The sequence below is a fragment of the Flavobacterium sp. 1355 genome, assembly GCF_017833415.1.
Taxonomy (GTDB): domain Bacteria; phylum Bacteroidota; class Bacteroidia; order Flavobacteriales; family Flavobacteriaceae; genus Flavobacterium.
Window position 1 is genome coordinate 258724 of record NZ_JAFICC010000001.1, and the last position, 16747, is coordinate 275470.

At 36.6% G+C, this 16747-nt stretch carries 9 protein-coding genes; 6 read left to right on the top strand and 3 right to left on the bottom strand.

Features of this window, described 5'->3' with window-relative positions:
* The first annotated feature begins 161 nt into the window (after positions 1-161).
* Genes JOD96_RS01220 through JOD96_RS01245 form a run of 6 tightly spaced genes read left to right on the top strand, consistent with a single transcriptional unit; the run spans position 162 to position 9010 of the window.
* Positions 162-1694, top strand: coding sequence for a pyridoxal phosphate-dependent decarboxylase family protein (locus JOD96_RS01220; protein WP_209562447.1), 1533 nt, complete (start codon positions 162-164; stop codon positions 1692-1694).
* A 10-nt stretch (positions 1695-1704) separates the two neighbouring features.
* Positions 1705-3036 (top strand): lysine N(6)-hydroxylase/L-ornithine N(5)-oxygenase family protein, encoded by a 1332-nt coding sequence (locus JOD96_RS01225; RefSeq protein WP_209562448.1) that lies wholly within the window; start codon positions 1705-1707, stop codon positions 3034-3036.
* A 2-nt stretch (positions 3037-3038) separates the two neighbouring features.
* A complete protein-coding gene (locus JOD96_RS01230) occupies positions 3039-4175 on the top strand; it encodes a heparan-alpha-glucosaminide N-acetyltransferase domain-containing protein (protein ID WP_209562449.1) in 1137 nt (378 codons plus the stop codon).
* 41 nt (positions 4176-4216) lie between these two features.
* A complete protein-coding gene (locus JOD96_RS01235; RefSeq protein WP_209562450.1) occupies positions 4217-6613 on the top strand; it encodes a GNAT family N-acetyltransferase in 2397 nt (798 codons plus the stop codon).
* A gap of 3 nt (positions 6614-6616) precedes the next feature.
* Positions 6617-7213 carry a GNAT family N-acetyltransferase gene (locus tag JOD96_RS01240; protein ID WP_209562451.1) on the top strand — a complete coding sequence of 199 codons (597 nt, stop codon included), beginning with the start codon at positions 6617-6619 and terminating at the stop codon, positions 7211-7213.
* A 9-nt stretch (positions 7214-7222) separates the two neighbouring features.
* Positions 7223-9010 (top strand): IucA/IucC family protein, encoded by a 1788-nt coding sequence (locus JOD96_RS01245; protein ID WP_209562452.1) that lies wholly within the window; start codon positions 7223-7225, stop codon positions 9008-9010.
* Between the two features lie 101 nt (positions 9011-9111).
* On the opposite strand, the gene JOD96_RS01250 is transcribed toward JOD96_RS01245, so the two are convergent.
* The 3 genes from JOD96_RS01250 to JOD96_RS01260 form a co-directional block, all read right to left on the bottom strand.
* A complete protein-coding gene (locus JOD96_RS01250; protein ID WP_209562453.1) occupies positions 9112-9357 on the bottom strand; it encodes a hypothetical protein in 246 nt (81 codons plus the stop codon).
* 225 nt (positions 9358-9582) lie between these two features.
* A complete protein-coding gene (locus JOD96_RS01255; protein WP_209562454.1) occupies positions 9583-13557 on the bottom strand; it encodes a hybrid sensor histidine kinase/response regulator transcription factor in 3975 nt (1324 codons plus the stop codon).
* A 232-nt stretch (positions 13558-13789) separates the two neighbouring features.
* The gene (locus JOD96_RS01260) at positions 13790-16654 is read right to left on the bottom strand and encodes a TIM-barrel domain-containing protein (RefSeq protein ID WP_209562455.1); all 2865 of its coding nucleotides are present in this window, start codon (positions 16652-16654) and stop codon (positions 13790-13792) included.
* Positions 16655-16747 lie beyond the last annotated feature (93 nt).

Below are 16747 nucleotides of genomic sequence, written 5' to 3' on the forward strand. Positions count from 1 at the left end.
TAAGTTTATTTTAGATATTATTTCCTACTATATCTGCGGTATTTTGTCTACCTCTTTTGTGGAAATGATTTTCACTTTTTTGGGGTATTGATTAAATTTTTGATCGCTTCTACATTTGTCAAAAATATTTCTTTAGAATCAATCTAAATAAAAAAAAACAAATGGAAGCACAGGAAAACCTAGAATCAATACTGCAGGAAAGGGTAGTTGTGGGAAAACATAATAAACATGTTTTCTCTAATAATAAAAAATCGATTGGAATCTATACCAAAAGCATGAAAAAGGCTATCAAGACAATTGGTAACCATTTAAAAGAAAGAAATACTCCATTTACGGGGGCTACAATTTCATCAATCAAAAAAAAGATTGATACTATTTACCTCGAAAACAATAAAGAAGGGAAAAGCCTGGACTACGTTTTAGAAGAACTAAAGGATATTTATCTAAACGACTGTATCCATTTTCACGACCCAAAATATATTGCACATCTCAATTGTCCGATATTAACCCCAACGCTGGTGGCCGAAGCGTTTGTATCATCCCTTAATTCTTCCATGGACACCTATGACCAAAGTACCGGCGCTACTTTTATAGAATTAAAACTGGTAGAATGGACGATTGAGAAATTAGGTTATCCTAAAAATGCCGACGGTATTTTTACCAGTGGGGGCACACAATCCAACATGATGGGATTGCTTTTGGCAAGGGATCATTATATAAAAAAGCATTTTGATATTGACCCAAAAATGGACGGGCTTCCGCCGGAAGCTTCTAAATTTAGGGTTTTATGTTCTGAGGTAAGCCATTTTAGCCTCAAGAAAAATCTAAGTTTATTGGGATTAGGACAAAATGCAGTGGTTCCGGTTGCTGTTGATGCCGATTTTAAGATGAATACCAATGCTTTGAAAAAAGTAATCCAACAACAAAAAGATTTAGGAAACATTCCGATTGCTGTGGTAGGAACTGCGGGAACAACCGATTTTGGCTCAATTGATCCGCTTGGGGAAATTGCTGCAATTGCAGATGAGAATGAATTATGGTTTCATGTTGATGCAGCTTATGGCGGCGGTTTGTTAATCAGTAATGCGCATAAATACAAACTGGACGGAATTGAACTGTCTGATTCTGTTACCATTGATTATCATAAAACATTTTACCAGCCGGTAAGTTCAAGCGGATTTTTTATGCGAAATAAATCGTTTATCGATTACATAAAATACCACGCAGATTACCTGAATTCTAAAGAACAGGAAGACGAAGGGATTCCAAACATGGTAAAAAAATCAATTCAGACCACACGCCGTTTCGATGCTTTAAAATTGTGGTTCACTCTCCGAATGATTGGTACAGAAGGTTTGAGTTCTTATATGGAAAAAGCAATGGAGAATGCACAGTTTACTGCAGAATTGCTTCAGAACAGAGATGATTTTGAAATCATTCATAATCCTGAAATTAGTGCCATTGTGTTTCGTTACACCCCATTTAAGGAAAACGGAGCCTCGTTTTGTGCTTTGAATTCTTACATCCGTAAAGCAATTTTTAATGAAGGAAAAGCAATCATAACCAGTACAAAAGTGTACAACGAGGTTTTTTTGAAATTTACTTTACTAAATCCGCTTACAACTCCCAAAGATATTGAGGAAATCATTGACCTGATTGTACATCACGGTCAGGAATATTCATTAAAAAATTAAATCACTTACGATGCAAAATAAAATATACGACTTTATAGCCGTTGGAGTAGGACCTTTTAACTTAAGCCTTGCCTGCCTGACAGCCCCAATTGAGAATCTTGAAGGTTTGTTTTTTGATAAAAATGAATCGTTTAACTGGCATCCGGGAATGTTATTGCAGGATACGACTTTACAGATTCCGTTTTTGGCAGATTTGGTTACGCTGGCAGACCCGACGAGCCCTTTTAGTTTCCTCAATTATATCAAAGAACAGGGAAAAATGTATTCTTTTTACATTCGTGAAAACTTCCTTTTATTAAGAAACGAATACAATCAATATTGTCAGTGGGCAATCAGAAAACTTCCAAATGTGTTTTTTAATACAGAAGTTACCGCGATTGAATATGATGAGAATCAGCAAATTTATCTGGTAAATACACTTTCTGTTAAAACAGGCATTACAACGGTATACCAAACAAGAAAAATCGTTTTGGGAACCGGAACAGCACCGCATATCCCAAAATCATGTCAGTCTTTGCAGGGAAAAGCAATTCATTCTTCGGCTTACATTCAAAATAAAGCGGATCTTCAAAAACAAAAATCAATCACAGTTTTAGGAAGCGGACAAAGTGCTGCCGAAGTTTTTAATGATTTATTGCAGGAAATTGATGTTTATGGCTATCAGCTCAACTGGATTACGAGATCTTCGAGATTTTTTCCAATGGATTACAGCAAGTTAACACTCGAAATGACCTCTCCCGAATATGTAGATTATTTCTATAATCTTCCTTCGGAGAAAAGAGATCATTTGCTTAAAAACCAGAAATTATTATATAAAGGAATCAATAAAGACCTGATTGCGAACATTTTTGATACTATTTACAATAAAAAAGTAATTACTGAAATTGATGTCAACCTTAGAACAAATGCTGCTTGTACAAAAGCTTCTTATGATGAAAATAATGAATCATTTGAGTTAGAACTACATCAGGTTGAGCAGGATAAAAGATACCGCCATAAAACAAAGGCGCTCGTTCTGGCAACAGGTTACGGTTATAAACTGCCCCGTTTTCTGGAAGGAATCGCAAACCGGATTCAGTGGGATGAAAAAGGGCGTTTTGCAGCCAACAGAAACTATACAATTGATGCCAATGCAAATGAGGTTTTTGTTCAGAATGCAGAACTGCACACACACGGATTCGTAACCCCTGATTTGGGAATGGCGTGCTACAGAAATTCATACATAATCAGAGAAATTACCGGTATTGAGCATTATGCAGTAGAAACCAAAATTGCTTTTCAGGAATTTGGTGTTCCGGCATCAGAAGTTATTGAATCTCCGGTATTTGAAACAATCGCATAATTATGGAAACAGTACAACAAAAAAAGAGAGTTCTGGCAATTGATATTGCCAGAGGAATGAGCGTGATTTTGATGATGATGATTCATACCATGCTGATATACGGGACAATCCCGACACAAACCAATACCATTTTGGGAGAAATCACTTTGTGGCTAGGCCGCGGAACGACGATGTTTCTGGTAAGTATGGGAATTTCGTTTGTTTTGTCAAGAAGACAGACTTTTACCGCAGTCTGCAAAAGGGCTTTATACATTCTGGCAATTGGTTACGGAATGAATTTTTTGAAATTTCTGGTTCCTGAGTTTGTTTTTGGCGGGCTTCCTCAAGCTTTTGTTTCAGCTTATGGTTTACAATCAGGCACTTTAGAAACCGGAATTTTCTTTTTGCTTTTGGGAGATATATTGCAGCTCGCGGGAGTGACACTTTTTATAATGGGACTGATCAATCATTTTAGCAAAAGCAAATATGTACCTCTTGCAGCTGCATTGCTCATCATTGCAGTTTCAAAGGAGCTAAGCGGTTTTAGAATCGGAATTACAGGGTTGGATTATATCTGTGATTTGCTGTTTAGTAACCAGTTTAATGTCTATTTCCCGGTTTTCCCCTGGAGTGCTTTTATCTTAGTTGGGATGTTTTTAGGAAGATGGTATAAAGAACTGAACGAAAATCAGGAAATATTTTTTAAGAAAATGTTATTAGTTGGAGTAGGTTTTATTGTTTTCGGAAGCCTTTTGAATTTCTCTAATCCCGAATATCATTTTGGCGATTATTATCATCTGGGCCCTGGCGGAAGTATTTTACTGCTTGGTGCAAATTTGGTGCTGTACTGGCTGATAAATATTGTAGTTCAGTTATTTAAAGAAGATAACAGCATTTTTAACTTATTGATTTTCTGCAGCAAACATGTAACGAGTTTATATGTAATTCAGTGGGTTCTCATCAATTGGGGAATGTATGTAATCGGTTTCTGGAATCAGACACAACTGGCGGTGCTGGCTTTATTTCCTGCTGTTATTGCGCTTAGTATCTCTGTACAAATTGTTTACAATGAAATTAAAATACTATTGGCAACGAAATGGAGTATTAGACCTAACAGGTTTTTAAAACCTGTTAGGTCTGTATTGAAAATTAAAAGTTAAAAAAATAGTACAAATTCTAAAGAAGTCTAAAAAATAAAAAAATGAATACATATAAACCTATATACAGCACCACAATTCCAGATTTTGGAACTATAGATTTCCGTGAGCTGCAACTGGATCACGATACTGAAATTATTCATGACTGGGTTAATCGTGACTATGCGCAATATTGGGGAATGCAGGGAAAAAATCTCGAAGAAGTGCGCATGGAATATGAAAAAATAACCAAAGATTCAGATGTTTTTATCGGACTTGTAAATGGTGAAGTTTCTTTCTTGCTTGAACGCTATAATCCAAAACAGGACATAATCGGAAATTATTATACCGTTCAGAATTATGATTGCGGCATGCATGTAATTGTGGCACCATCAACAAAACCGGTTCATCAGTTTACCTGGCACATTTTTTCGGCTATTATGAAATTTGTTTTCAGCGATCTCAGGATTCAGAGAATCGTTGTAGAACCGGATATCAGAAACAAAAAAATGTTCGAAATCTGTCATCGTGTTGGTTTCGAAGATGCCGATGTCGTCCATTTGCCTCACAAAACGGCTTTGCTTGCTTTTTGCACGCGGGAGCAATTCATTAAAAAAACAGATTCAGTAAACCTCAATACAAGTGAAATGAACGAAAATCAAATTGAATTTCCGGAACAGGCAATTACACATATTCAGCCGGAAGTATGGGAAAAAGCCAATCGTTTATTGGTAAAAAAAGCAATCTGTGAGTTCTCGCACGAACTTTTGATAGAACCAATTGCAGAACTTGGCCTTCAGAGCAGAAATAAATATTCATTATTTTCTGATGATAAATCGGTAAAATATACTTTTGAAGGGCAATTACTGGCCATGAACCATCTTAATATCGAAACAGATTCGATTTTAAAATATAAAAATGAACAGGCAGAAGTTTTGGATGCTGTAAATTTTATTCAGGAGTTCAAAGTAAGTCTGGGTATTTCAGAGCAGCTGCTTCCTTCTTATATTGAAGAAATTATCAGTACGCTTCACGGAAGCTGTTATAAATTATTAAAAGAAAATTCAACTTCAAAATCCCTTGCCAATTCTGATTTTCAGACAATAGAGCAGGCCATGATGGAAGGACATCCCGGATTTGTTGCCAACAACGGCAGAATTGGGTACAACAGCATGGATTACAAAGCGTATGCACCCGAAACCGGAAATCCGTTCAGAATACTTTGGCTGGCAGGACACCGTGACAGAACCGTATATGCAGGAACAAAAAAACTGGATTATGATACGTTGATTCAACAGGAATTGGGCTCAGATACGCTGGCAAAATTCAATAGCACTATCGAGGAAAAAGGAGCAAATCCAGACGATTATTATTTTATTCCCGTTCATCCTTGGCAATGGTTCAATAAACTGGCGAACTTGTTTTCACCAGAAATTGCCAAAGGAAAACTAATTTGTGTGGGTTACGGTCCCGATTTATATCAGGCACAGCAATCGATACGAACGTTATTCAATTTAAGCAATCCCAAAAAGTTTTATACCAAAACATCGCTTTCTATACTGAATATGGGTTTTATGCGTGGTTTGCCAGTATTTTATTTAGGAACTGCACCAGAAATGGCCGAATGGCTCGATCAGTTATTAAGCAATGACGAATACCTTCAGGAAGTTGGTTTCGGAATGCTTGGTGAAGTGGCTTCTGTAAGTTACATAAATCCATATTTTGAGAGTTTCGGAAAACACAATCCATACAATAAAATGATTGCTTCTTTATGGAGAGAAAGCCCGGTTGCAAAACTCAAAAATGACGAACAGCTCATGACCATGGCAGCTTTTTTACACCTTGATAAAGACGGTAAATCATTATTGTCTGAAATCATAAAAGCTTCACCATTGTCTATAGATAATTGGCTTTCAGAATATTTCAAAGTTTACCTGAGCCCGTTATTGCATTGTTTTTACCAATATGATCTGGTTTTTATGCCACATGGCGAAAATCTTATTTTAGGTTTAGAAAACCACGTTCCGGTTCGTTCTTTTATGAAAGACATTACAGAAGAAGCAGTTATCTTAAATCCGGATGTTGTACTTCCTAAAAATATTGAAAGGATTTATGCCGAAGTTCCGGAAGACGTAAAATTACTTTCTATTTTTATTGATGTTTTTGATGGCTTTTTCCGTTTCATGTCAGCAATTTTGGTTTCAAGTGACAATTATGAAGAAAATCGTTTTTGGGAACTGGTGGCAGAATGTATTTCTGATTATCAGGAAGCCAATCCGCATCTGGAGGCAAAATTTGAAAAATACGATTTGTTTGCCAATGAGTTTCAGCTGTCCTGCCTGAACCGTCTTCAGCTTAACAATAACAAAACCATGATTGATCTGGATGATCCTGTTGCTCTGCTGCAATTTCAGGGGAAACTGCAAAATCCGATTGCACCGTATAAAAAAATAATAGCTTAAGAGATGAATAGTATAATAACTCATCCTGAAAATGACATCACAACCGATGTTGTTTTTGTAAAAACGATTCCGGGTTTAGGTGTTTTTGAGCTGCGCCCTATCGACATGGAAAACGATATTCCCCTGATTCATAACTGGGTAAATCGTGATTATGCGGTTTACTGGGAAATGAATGGATTCTCTGAAGATGATGTAAGGGACACGTATTATAAAATTCAGGAAAAAGCAGAGGTTTATATTGGGGTTTTCAACGAAAATGTGGCTTTTTTGCTGGAATGTTATGATCCTAAAAATGATATTGTCGGGGATTATTACGAAACGCAAAAAGGCGATAAAGGCATGCACATTCTGGTGGCACCATCAGAAAAAGCAATTCCCAATTTTACCTGGAGCGTTTTTACGGTGATTCTGGATTTTATTTTTTCGGATGCCCGCAACAAACGTATTGTAGTAGAACCCGATGCCCGCAATCATAAAATTCATTTACTGAACAAAAGGGCAGGATTTGTTTTTCAGCGGGTACTGGACTTGCCGCATAAAAAAGCCCATTTGGAATTTTGTACCAGAAAAGATTATTATAAGGCATTACAATCGGTTTAATTTATTAAAATGAAAACACCAACTCAGAATATAAAACACCTGACCAAAGAAAACTGGGACAGGGCAAATGCCATTTTGCTAAAAAAGACGCTAAGCGAATTTGCTCATGAATTGCTGATTGAACCTATACAAAACAAGGACAATTTGTATAGTATTTTTTCTCCTGACAAAACGGTAGAATATACTTTTCGGGCTACAGTTTTAGCTTTAAATCATTGGTCAATTACCATTGAGTCTATAAAAAAGACCATTAATGATACGGCATCGCCATTGCGTTTGCCGGAATTTATTATTGAATTTAAAGATGTTTTAGGAATAAGCGAAAGCCTGTTGCCTACTTATCTGGAAGAAATTACAAGCACATTGTATAGTACGGCTTATAAAATTGCGAACGAAAAATATGCTTCAAAAGATCTATTGGATCTGGATTACCAAAAGATAGAGCACGCCATGACCGAAGGGCATCCCTGTTTTGTGGCTAATAGCGGTAAAAATGGTTTTAATATTAATGATTTTGCTGCTTATTCGCCAGAATCCAATGCGCCAATACAATTATTATGGCTGGCGGGGCACAGGAGCAAAGCTACTTTTTCGGGCATTGAAAATTTAGATTACCACAAAGTATTGCAGCAGGAATTAGCTGCAGAAACAATTGCCCTTTTTGAAAATGTAATTGAGGCTCAGGGATATGATATAGACGATTATTATTTTTTTCCGGTTCATCCATGGCAATGGTTTAATAAACTGGCACTGATTTTTGCTCCCGATATTGCCAGCGGCCATTTGGTTTGTCTGGGTTATGGCGAAGATGAATATTCGGCTCAGCAATCCATTCGTACCTTTTTTAATCTTTCGTCACCTGAAAAATTTTATGCTAAAACGGCACTTTCTGTTATCAACATGGGTTTCATGCGCGGACTTTCTCCTTATTATATGCAGAGTACTCCTGCCATAACCGAGTGGGTGGCAGATTTGGTTGAAAATGATGCATACTTACAACAAAAAGGCTTTACCTTATTGGGTGAAGTGGCAACAATTGGCTATCGCAACTTTTTGTACGAACCATTGGGACGAAGTATTCCGCATAATAAAATGCTGGCAGCTTTGTGGCGCGAAAGCCCAATACCAAAATTAGCAAAAGGGCAGAAGATTATGACAATGGCGGCTTTGCTGCACGTTGACCAGTCCGGAAATTCTTTTGTTTCAGAATTGATAAAAGAGTCGGGAATACCGGCAATCTCATGGATAAAAAGTTATCTCGATGTTTATCTTTCGCCTTTATTGCATTGTTTTTACCAGCACGAAATGGTTTTTATGCCACATGGCGAAAACCTGATTTTGGTTTTAGAAAATCATGTTCCTGTCAAAGCCATTATGAAAGATATAACCGAGGAAGTAATGATTTTTAATGGAGAAATTCTGTTGCCGGAAAAGGTAAAGCGCATTTATATGGAAATAAAAGAACCTCTGAAGGTCTTATTTTTGTTCAATGATATTTTTCAGTTTTATTTTCGTTTTCTTTCGGCTGTTTTATCAGAAGGCAAAACACTTGCTGAAGAAGATTTCTGGTCTGCCGTTGCCGATTGTATTCAGCAATACCAGGAAGAACATCCGCATTTAAAAGAACAATTTAAAAAGTATAATTTATTTGATTCAGAATTTGATTCCTGCTGTCTGAACCGTTTGCAACTGCGAAATAATAAACAAATGCTGGATTTGGCGGCTCCGATAGAAAGCCTTCAATTTGTCGGGAAATTAAAAAATCCTGTAGCGGCCTCGGTTTTGGTTACCCCTTAGTAATTGCGAGGAACGAAGCAATCACACTATAAAGAGACACAAAGTTGATCTTGTAAATGTGATTGCTTCGTTCCTCGCAATGACTTAAAATTTGCCAAACATCACGAATTAGCATCAATAATGTTTTTGACTATAAAAATAAAAGTGTCTGTATTTTTAATTTCCTGTTTCATTGATAACAAAACATGATCCGCCAGTTTAAACTGCTCCATCATATCTTTCTTGAGGTATTTTATCATAGACTCCAGGCTTCGGGTGTCGTTTTCTTTATTATTTTGTAATTCACGCTGTTTACTTTCCAAATATTCTAACGTTCTTTTTAATCTCTGAGTGTTTAATTTTTCCAACCTTTCAACTTTAAAATTAAAAAAAACGATAATCAAGAGTATGATAAATCCAATATGCTCCAAAAAACTCATTATCATTTGAATTTACCCTGATCAAGAGTACCGTTTCTTTCATATACGTAGAAATAGGTATTTTGGATTGAAGAAACTTGGAAAAAAGTACCTTTTTTTTCTTTTAAAATAAGTTGGTTTTGGAACTTATTGAAAATTCAATGAAAAGAAAAATTATTTCAAATTGCGTAAATATTCAGAAGGAGAAATTCCAAATTCATTTTTAAAGTTTACGGTAAATCTCTTTGGTGAATTAAAACCTACTGCATAAGCAATCTCAGCAATCTGAAGCTGACTTTTTTCGAGAAGCTGTCTGGCTCTTTTTAATCTTACCGTTCGTATAAATTCTGCCGGGCCTTTTCCGGTAATGTGCATCAGTTTTTTGTATAAATGCGTTCTGCTCAGGCCAACGATCGCGCTGAGTTCTTCTACGGTAAAATCAGGATTGCTAATATTTTCTTCTACCGTTTTAATTGCTTTTTCGATCAATTGTTCATCAAGAGAGGTAATAGTAATTTCGCTCGGTACAACATCAATTTTCTGACTGAAAGCCTGATGGGATTTTTTTGTCCAGTCTAAAAATTTATCAACACGGAGTTTTAGCAAATTAAAATTAAATGGTTTTGTGATATAATCATCTGCGCCAAGCATGAGGCCTTCAATTTTATATTCTTCTGCGGTTCTTGCTGTTAGCAGAATAACAGGAATGTGCGACCACTCGATAGTGGTTTTGATCTGGGCGCACAATTCTGTTCCGCTCATTTTTGGCATCATGACATCACTTACCACAATATTGACGTTGTTTTCCTGAAGTTTTTCTATGGCTTCCAATCCGTTATAGGCGATTAAAACTGTGTAAAATTCAGAAAGGCTTTCAGACATAAAATCACAGAAATCTTTATTATCATCTACAAAAAGTAATATTGGTTTTTCGTCTGTTTTCTTTTCAGGAATAATTTCCAATGATTGTATTTGCTCCTGATCTTTGACTTTTTGTATTGGGAGGCTAAAAGTAAAAATACTGCCTTTCGGCACATTATTTTTCACAGAAATACTTCCTCCGTGCATAGCAATATATTCACGTACAATATGAAGCCCGATGCCGCTTCCGGTGTTTTCCTTATTTTGTTCGGCCTGATAAAACCGCTCAAAAATATTTTTCTTTTCATAATCAGGAATACCCTGTCCGGTATCAGAAATGGTGACGCAGATATTTTTATTTTCCTTATAAATATGCAGGTTGATGCTTCCGCCATCGGGTGTATATTTAAAAGCATTGGATAAAAGGTTAAAAAGAATCTTCTGCACTTTTACACTGTCAAATTTCATCAACAGCGATTCCATTTCGCTTGTGTAAGAGAACTTTATATTGCGATCGGTGGCGTACGACTGAAAAAGTGTACATCGTTCTTCTATATAATAAACAAAATCACCAGCTTTAAGATTGAGCTGTTCGGTGCCCACATCAAGTTTTCTAAAATCGAGAAGCGAATTAATCAGCGTCATTAATTGCTCAACATTTTTGTACACGATGCCAAGTTTTGCTTTAAGTCCTTCTTCAAGATCCTTGTTCAGAATAGTCTGTAAGGGAATAGTAATCAGCGTAAGCGGTGTTCTTAAATCATGACTAATATTAGTAAAAAACCTCAGTTTCATTTCGTTCAGATTAATCTGCTGCAGATGCTCTAAGTTAATACGCTGCTGTTCGAGTTCTTTCTGGTGTTTTTTCTTTGTTTGTTTTATAAAGTAAACCGTAATTCCGGCAATTGCTGCAATGTAAAACAATATTGCCCAGCCAGATAAGTAAAAGGGAGGCGTAACCGTAATGTCCAAAACAGTTGCTTTTTCATTCAGGATTCCGTCGCTATTTGCAGCTTTTATTAAAAATCTGTACGAGCCTGGAGCGAGTGATGAAAATTCAATTTTATTTTTTTCTGTCTGAATCCATTGATTATTAAAACCTTCGAGTTTATACAAATACCGTACTTTATCGGCATTGATCAGGTCTGCGGTCGTAAACTGAATAGCGATTAATTTGTCATCATGGCTAAATGTTATTTCAGGAGTTTGTTCCATAGAACGTTTCAGCAACCGTCGTCCATTATAGACCGAATCTACCTGAACAGTAGTATTGCCAAGACTTAATCCGGTAAAAATAACTTTGGCAAGCGGTTTGCTTTTCTCTGCCATTTTATTCGGATTTACGGCAATATAACCTTCTGTGCCACCCAAAAGGATATCTCCATTCTGAAGTTTATAAATTCCGTGTGTATTAAAATAATTATCCTGAAGGCCGTCTTTTGCAGAAAAATTTCTGCTGCTTATTTTCAATACACCTTTTGCATTTGGTTCAACACTCAATACCGATAAGCCGTTGCTTGTGGTGATCCAGATATGCTGGTGATTGTCTTCGATAATTCCTTTTATAATGTTATCGCACAGACCGTTTGTTTTGTCAAAGTAGTAAACAGTATCTTTTTTGGTGTCCCAAACAGACAAACCTTTTGAATGCCCAAGCCATACATTTTCTCTGGAATCCCTAAAAACGCTCGAAGTGAATTGCTGTCTGAATTTTTGGGTTTTGCTATTGTTTCCTGAAAGTTTTTCCTGCTTTCCTGTAACGATATCAATAGTAAAAAGCCCGTTGTCTGTACCAACGTATAGGATATCGCCATTATCATAAAACATATCAAGGGTAAATTCCAGCCCTTTTATTGTTTTGGCAATCGTTTCAAATTGGGTTGTATCATTTCGAAGACACTGAATGCCGTGACCCAGCGTACCGATCCATAAATTGCCGTAACGGTCTTCTTTTAAATTCCAGATATCATTAGAGTTCAAGGTGCTGTTCTCTGTAGTATAATGTTTGAAACTTCCGTTTTCATAGCAAAATAAGCCATTTAGATAAGTTCCAATCCAGATTCTGCCTTTTTTGTCTTCCAGTAGCGTAACAATCACATTGCTGGAAATAGGCATTTTTCTGATTTTGTTTCCAGAAGATTTTTCTTTGAGATACAAACCGTTTCCGTCGGTTCCCAGCCAGATATTTCCTTTTTTATCTTCAAGAAAATTACTTACATCTTTGCAGTCCTGCAATTCGATATTTACAAGATTTCCGAAACTGCTGTTGTAATACGAAATCCCTTTTTTATTATGGCCCGCCCACATTGTTCCCGTATCGTCTTTGTACAAACAGCCAATGTTGTTTGAAGCAATAGAAGAATTTGAATCGGGGTTATAAACAATGTTGCTACTGTTATTGTTGGCGGTATTATAAATAAAAATGCCCTGATGGTCTGTTCCAATCCAGACTTTACCGTTTTCGCCGTCTTTTATATCAAATATCACATCGTTTTGAGAATTGACAGACGAATTCAGTATGATTTTTTGCCATGCTGTGTTGCTGTTTTTCTGATAAAAAACCGAAGCTGTCTTAGCATAAATCCATAAACCTTTTTGAGCATCGATAAAGATTTTATTCTTTTGATTTTTAATATTTTGTGTAATAAATTCAGGAAGTTTTGAGATGGTTTCTTTTCCGTCTTTTTTGTTTATTGCTAAAATATTCCCTGATTGCAGGATTCGGAAAAGAGTATTTCCGTCATCTGCTAAAAAGACATTCGAAGCTTCTGTAATTTTTTCTTTGGTTGTAAAAGTTTTTAACCTTTTTTTATGCGTATCGTAAGCAAAAACCGTATTGCCGTGCAGCACCCATAAATCCTTGTTTTTATCTACATACACTTTGTAATTCTGATCTGCTTTGATTCCCAATTCCTTTAGCAAATTCGGAATATCACTTCTAAAATTATCTTTATTACGTTGATAAACAATATAATTGGATTCGGTACTAATCCAGATATTTCCAAGGCCATCTTCCTGCAATCCGCGGATATCATCATTTATTATCGAAGAAGGTTTGTCTGATTTTGTTGCATATACCTTAAAACCATAACCATCATAACGATTTAATCCCGATTCTGTACCAATCCAGAGAAACCCGTAACTGTCTTTGAGAATGCTTTTTATGGTACTGTTAGAAAGTCCGTCGTTGGTTCTTAAATGATGAAATGTATACGATTGCGCTGCAGCTTCAAAATAGGAGAGAAGTGACAGAAAAAGTACGTATATAATTCGGTTAAAGGGTTTCATTTAAGTTAAAAGCTTTTGACAGCACAAGATAGTATATTTTGAGAAACTGTATGTATAGTTGGGCATCTGATCTTTTTTAATCGGGGGTGATTAAATTTATACCTACAAGGTTTTAAAACCTTGCAGGAACAGTATTATAACCTACAAGGTTTCCAAAACCTTGTAGGTTTAGTTATAAATAGTTTCAAAACAAAGAGAGGTTTATATTTTTAGTATAAACCTCTTTTTAAAATTATTTCAACTGAATAATCTGCTGCTGACCGTTATAAGTGACTTCTTTTCCTTTGGCCTCATAATCAAAAGCTTGCGGTTTATTTTTACTTACGGGTACAATTACAAATTTTCGGTTTTTAATCATTCCGTCAAATTTACCTTTTTGATCACCAATGGTCAATGTTCCGGCAGCTTCATTATAATTGAAAGCGATATTGGCAAAACTTCCTTTTTCGTAATTATAGTTTTCATTTTCATCTTCATACAAAGTAAATTTACCATCTTGTCCCATATAAACATAAAGAACAATTTTGTCAGCCGGTTTCTCTGTAGTGTATTGTATTTCTGGTCCAACCGGAATAATTGCGCCTTCGCGAATGAACAACGGAATGTGCTCATAAGGGGCATCTACATTTACCTGCTGACCTCCGGTGATGTAACGGCCTGTGTAGAAATCAAACCAGTTTGTTCCTTCCGGGAAATATACATTACGGTTACGCGCTTCGTATTTGTAAACCGGACAAACCATAAAGGATGGCCCAAACATAAACTGATCGCTTACATTCTGCACTTTTTTATCTGCTGCAAAATCCATAAACAAAGGCCTCATGATGGTATAATCTTCAAAATAAGTCATTCCGGCCATCGTATAGATATACGGCATTAATCGGTAACGCAGGTTGGTATAATACAAAATTGATTTGTAAGCAGGATGTGTATCCGGCGCTATATTCCACGGTTCACGGTACGGAAACTGTCCGTGCGCTCTGTATAAAGGAGCAAAAGCACCAAACTGAAACCAGCGTGTGTTTAATTCTCTCCATTCTTTGTAATCAGCATTTTCCTGTCCGTTTTTGTCATATTGCTGTTGTCCGCCAACATATCTGTCTTCTACGCAAAAACCGCCAATATCCATTGTCCAGTACGGAATCCCGCTTACGGCAAAATTAAGTCCGGCAGAAATCTGAGCTTTCATATCTTCCCAGCGTGTTGCAATATCACCACTCCAGGTTGCGGTAGAATAACGCTGCAAACCTGCAAATCCCGAACGTGTCAATAAAAACACTCTTTTATTTGGCTCAACGCTGCGTTGTCCGTCATAAATTGCTTCTGCATTCATTAATGCATATGTGTTAAAAAACTCTGTAGAAGAGCCTAAAGCAGTAGGTCCGCACAATGCCTTGCGATAATCCATATCGGTACAGTCCAATACATTTGGTTCGCTGGCATCCATCCACCACGCATCTATTTTCAGAGGGTATAGATTATCATAAATCTGTTTCCAGAATAATTTTCTTGCCCCGCCGGAGTAAGCATCATAAAAAGAACCTACATAACCAGGACCAACCCAGTCACGAACATTATCTTTGATTGCTTGTTGGTACATCCAGCCTTTTTCATCAAATTCTTTAAAATGTTCGGTCGTTTTATAAAACTTAGGCCACACCGAAATCATCATTTTGGCATTCAGAGCATGAATAGAATCTACCATTCCCTGCGGATTTGGAAAACGTTTTTTGTCAAATTGGTGGCTTCCCCACGAATCTTCTTCCCAGTAATTCCAGTCCAGAACAATGTTATCAATAGGAAATTTACGTTTTCTGAACTCTTTTAAATTCCCAACAATTTCATCCTGGGTTTTATATCTTTCGCGGCTTTGCCAGTATCCCATTGCCCATTTTGGCATAATCTGAGATTTTCCCGTAAGGGTGCGATATCCTTTAATTACTTCATCTGCAGAATTTCCGTGAACAAAATAGTAATCGATTTTTTGTGTCATTTCACTCCACCATACCTGATTGTTTTTTTCTTCTGCCGGCTGTGGTGTAAGCACACGCAAACCACAATAAGAAGTTCCGCCGTCAGGTTTCCATTCTATTCTCAACGGTACACGTTTTCCTGCTTCCAGCGGAAGTGCGAATTTAAAACTATTAGGATTCCAGGCTGTTCTCCAGCGTTCAGGAACTACCAATTCGTTATTTAAGTACACTTTTACATAACCGGCGTAGTACAAAGTAAATTTGTATGTACCGCTTTCCGGCGCTTCAATTTCTCCTTCATATGTAACATTTGCATTTTTTAAAGGGAAATTTTGCGGCAGTTTTTTAATGCTTTTGATATCTTCAAAAAATATGGATTCTTCTTTGCGCTCGATATTTTGTACATCTTTTGCATTAGAAATATAAGTTCCGGTTAGAGCACCCGGATTTCCTTTTTTATCATATAATTTAAATACTGTGTTCAATTGCGCGTACGGACGGCTTTCGCCAAAACGGCTCAGCGAATAACTGTCCCACAAAACACCGTAGTTTTTGTTTGAAACTATAAAAGGCACAGAAACTTTGGTGTTGTATTGAAACAACTCTTCATTTTTGCCTTTATAATTAAACTCATCTGCCTGATGCTGTCCCAATCCGTGAAATGCTTCGTCGGCAGGTGAATCAAAAATCTGACGAACGGTATAGCCTTTTGTGCCTTCTACTTCAATCGGGGTAAAATTTCTTCCTCCTCCTGATTTTTCGGCCAAAATTGTTTTGCCATCTTTGTCTTTAAAGTTGATTCCGCCATTTACCTTAGAAACCATCACTTTTAATTTTGATGTTATTACCGAAATAGAATCGGCAACATTAGTTTCTACTTTATACGGAACTTTAGATTTTCCGGCAACAATAATCAGCGATGAATCTTTTTTGAATTCGGCATCGGGCGTTGCAGAAACGTGAATCAATTCGTCCTGTAAAACCTGAATGCGTACTTTCTGAACATCAGTTGTACTGTTTTGCTTTACGCTTACAATAATGCCGTTATCTATGCTCTGGTATTGTTTTACAGAACAAGATGCCAACAAGGTTGCAGCAAATAAATAATGTATTTTTTTGTGCATGGTCAAATAGTTAGTTTAAGTAAATATTAGGTAACAAATTTCATTAATTAAATTGTAATCAGGGGATTTGTATGTTTTAAAGAAGGTATCATG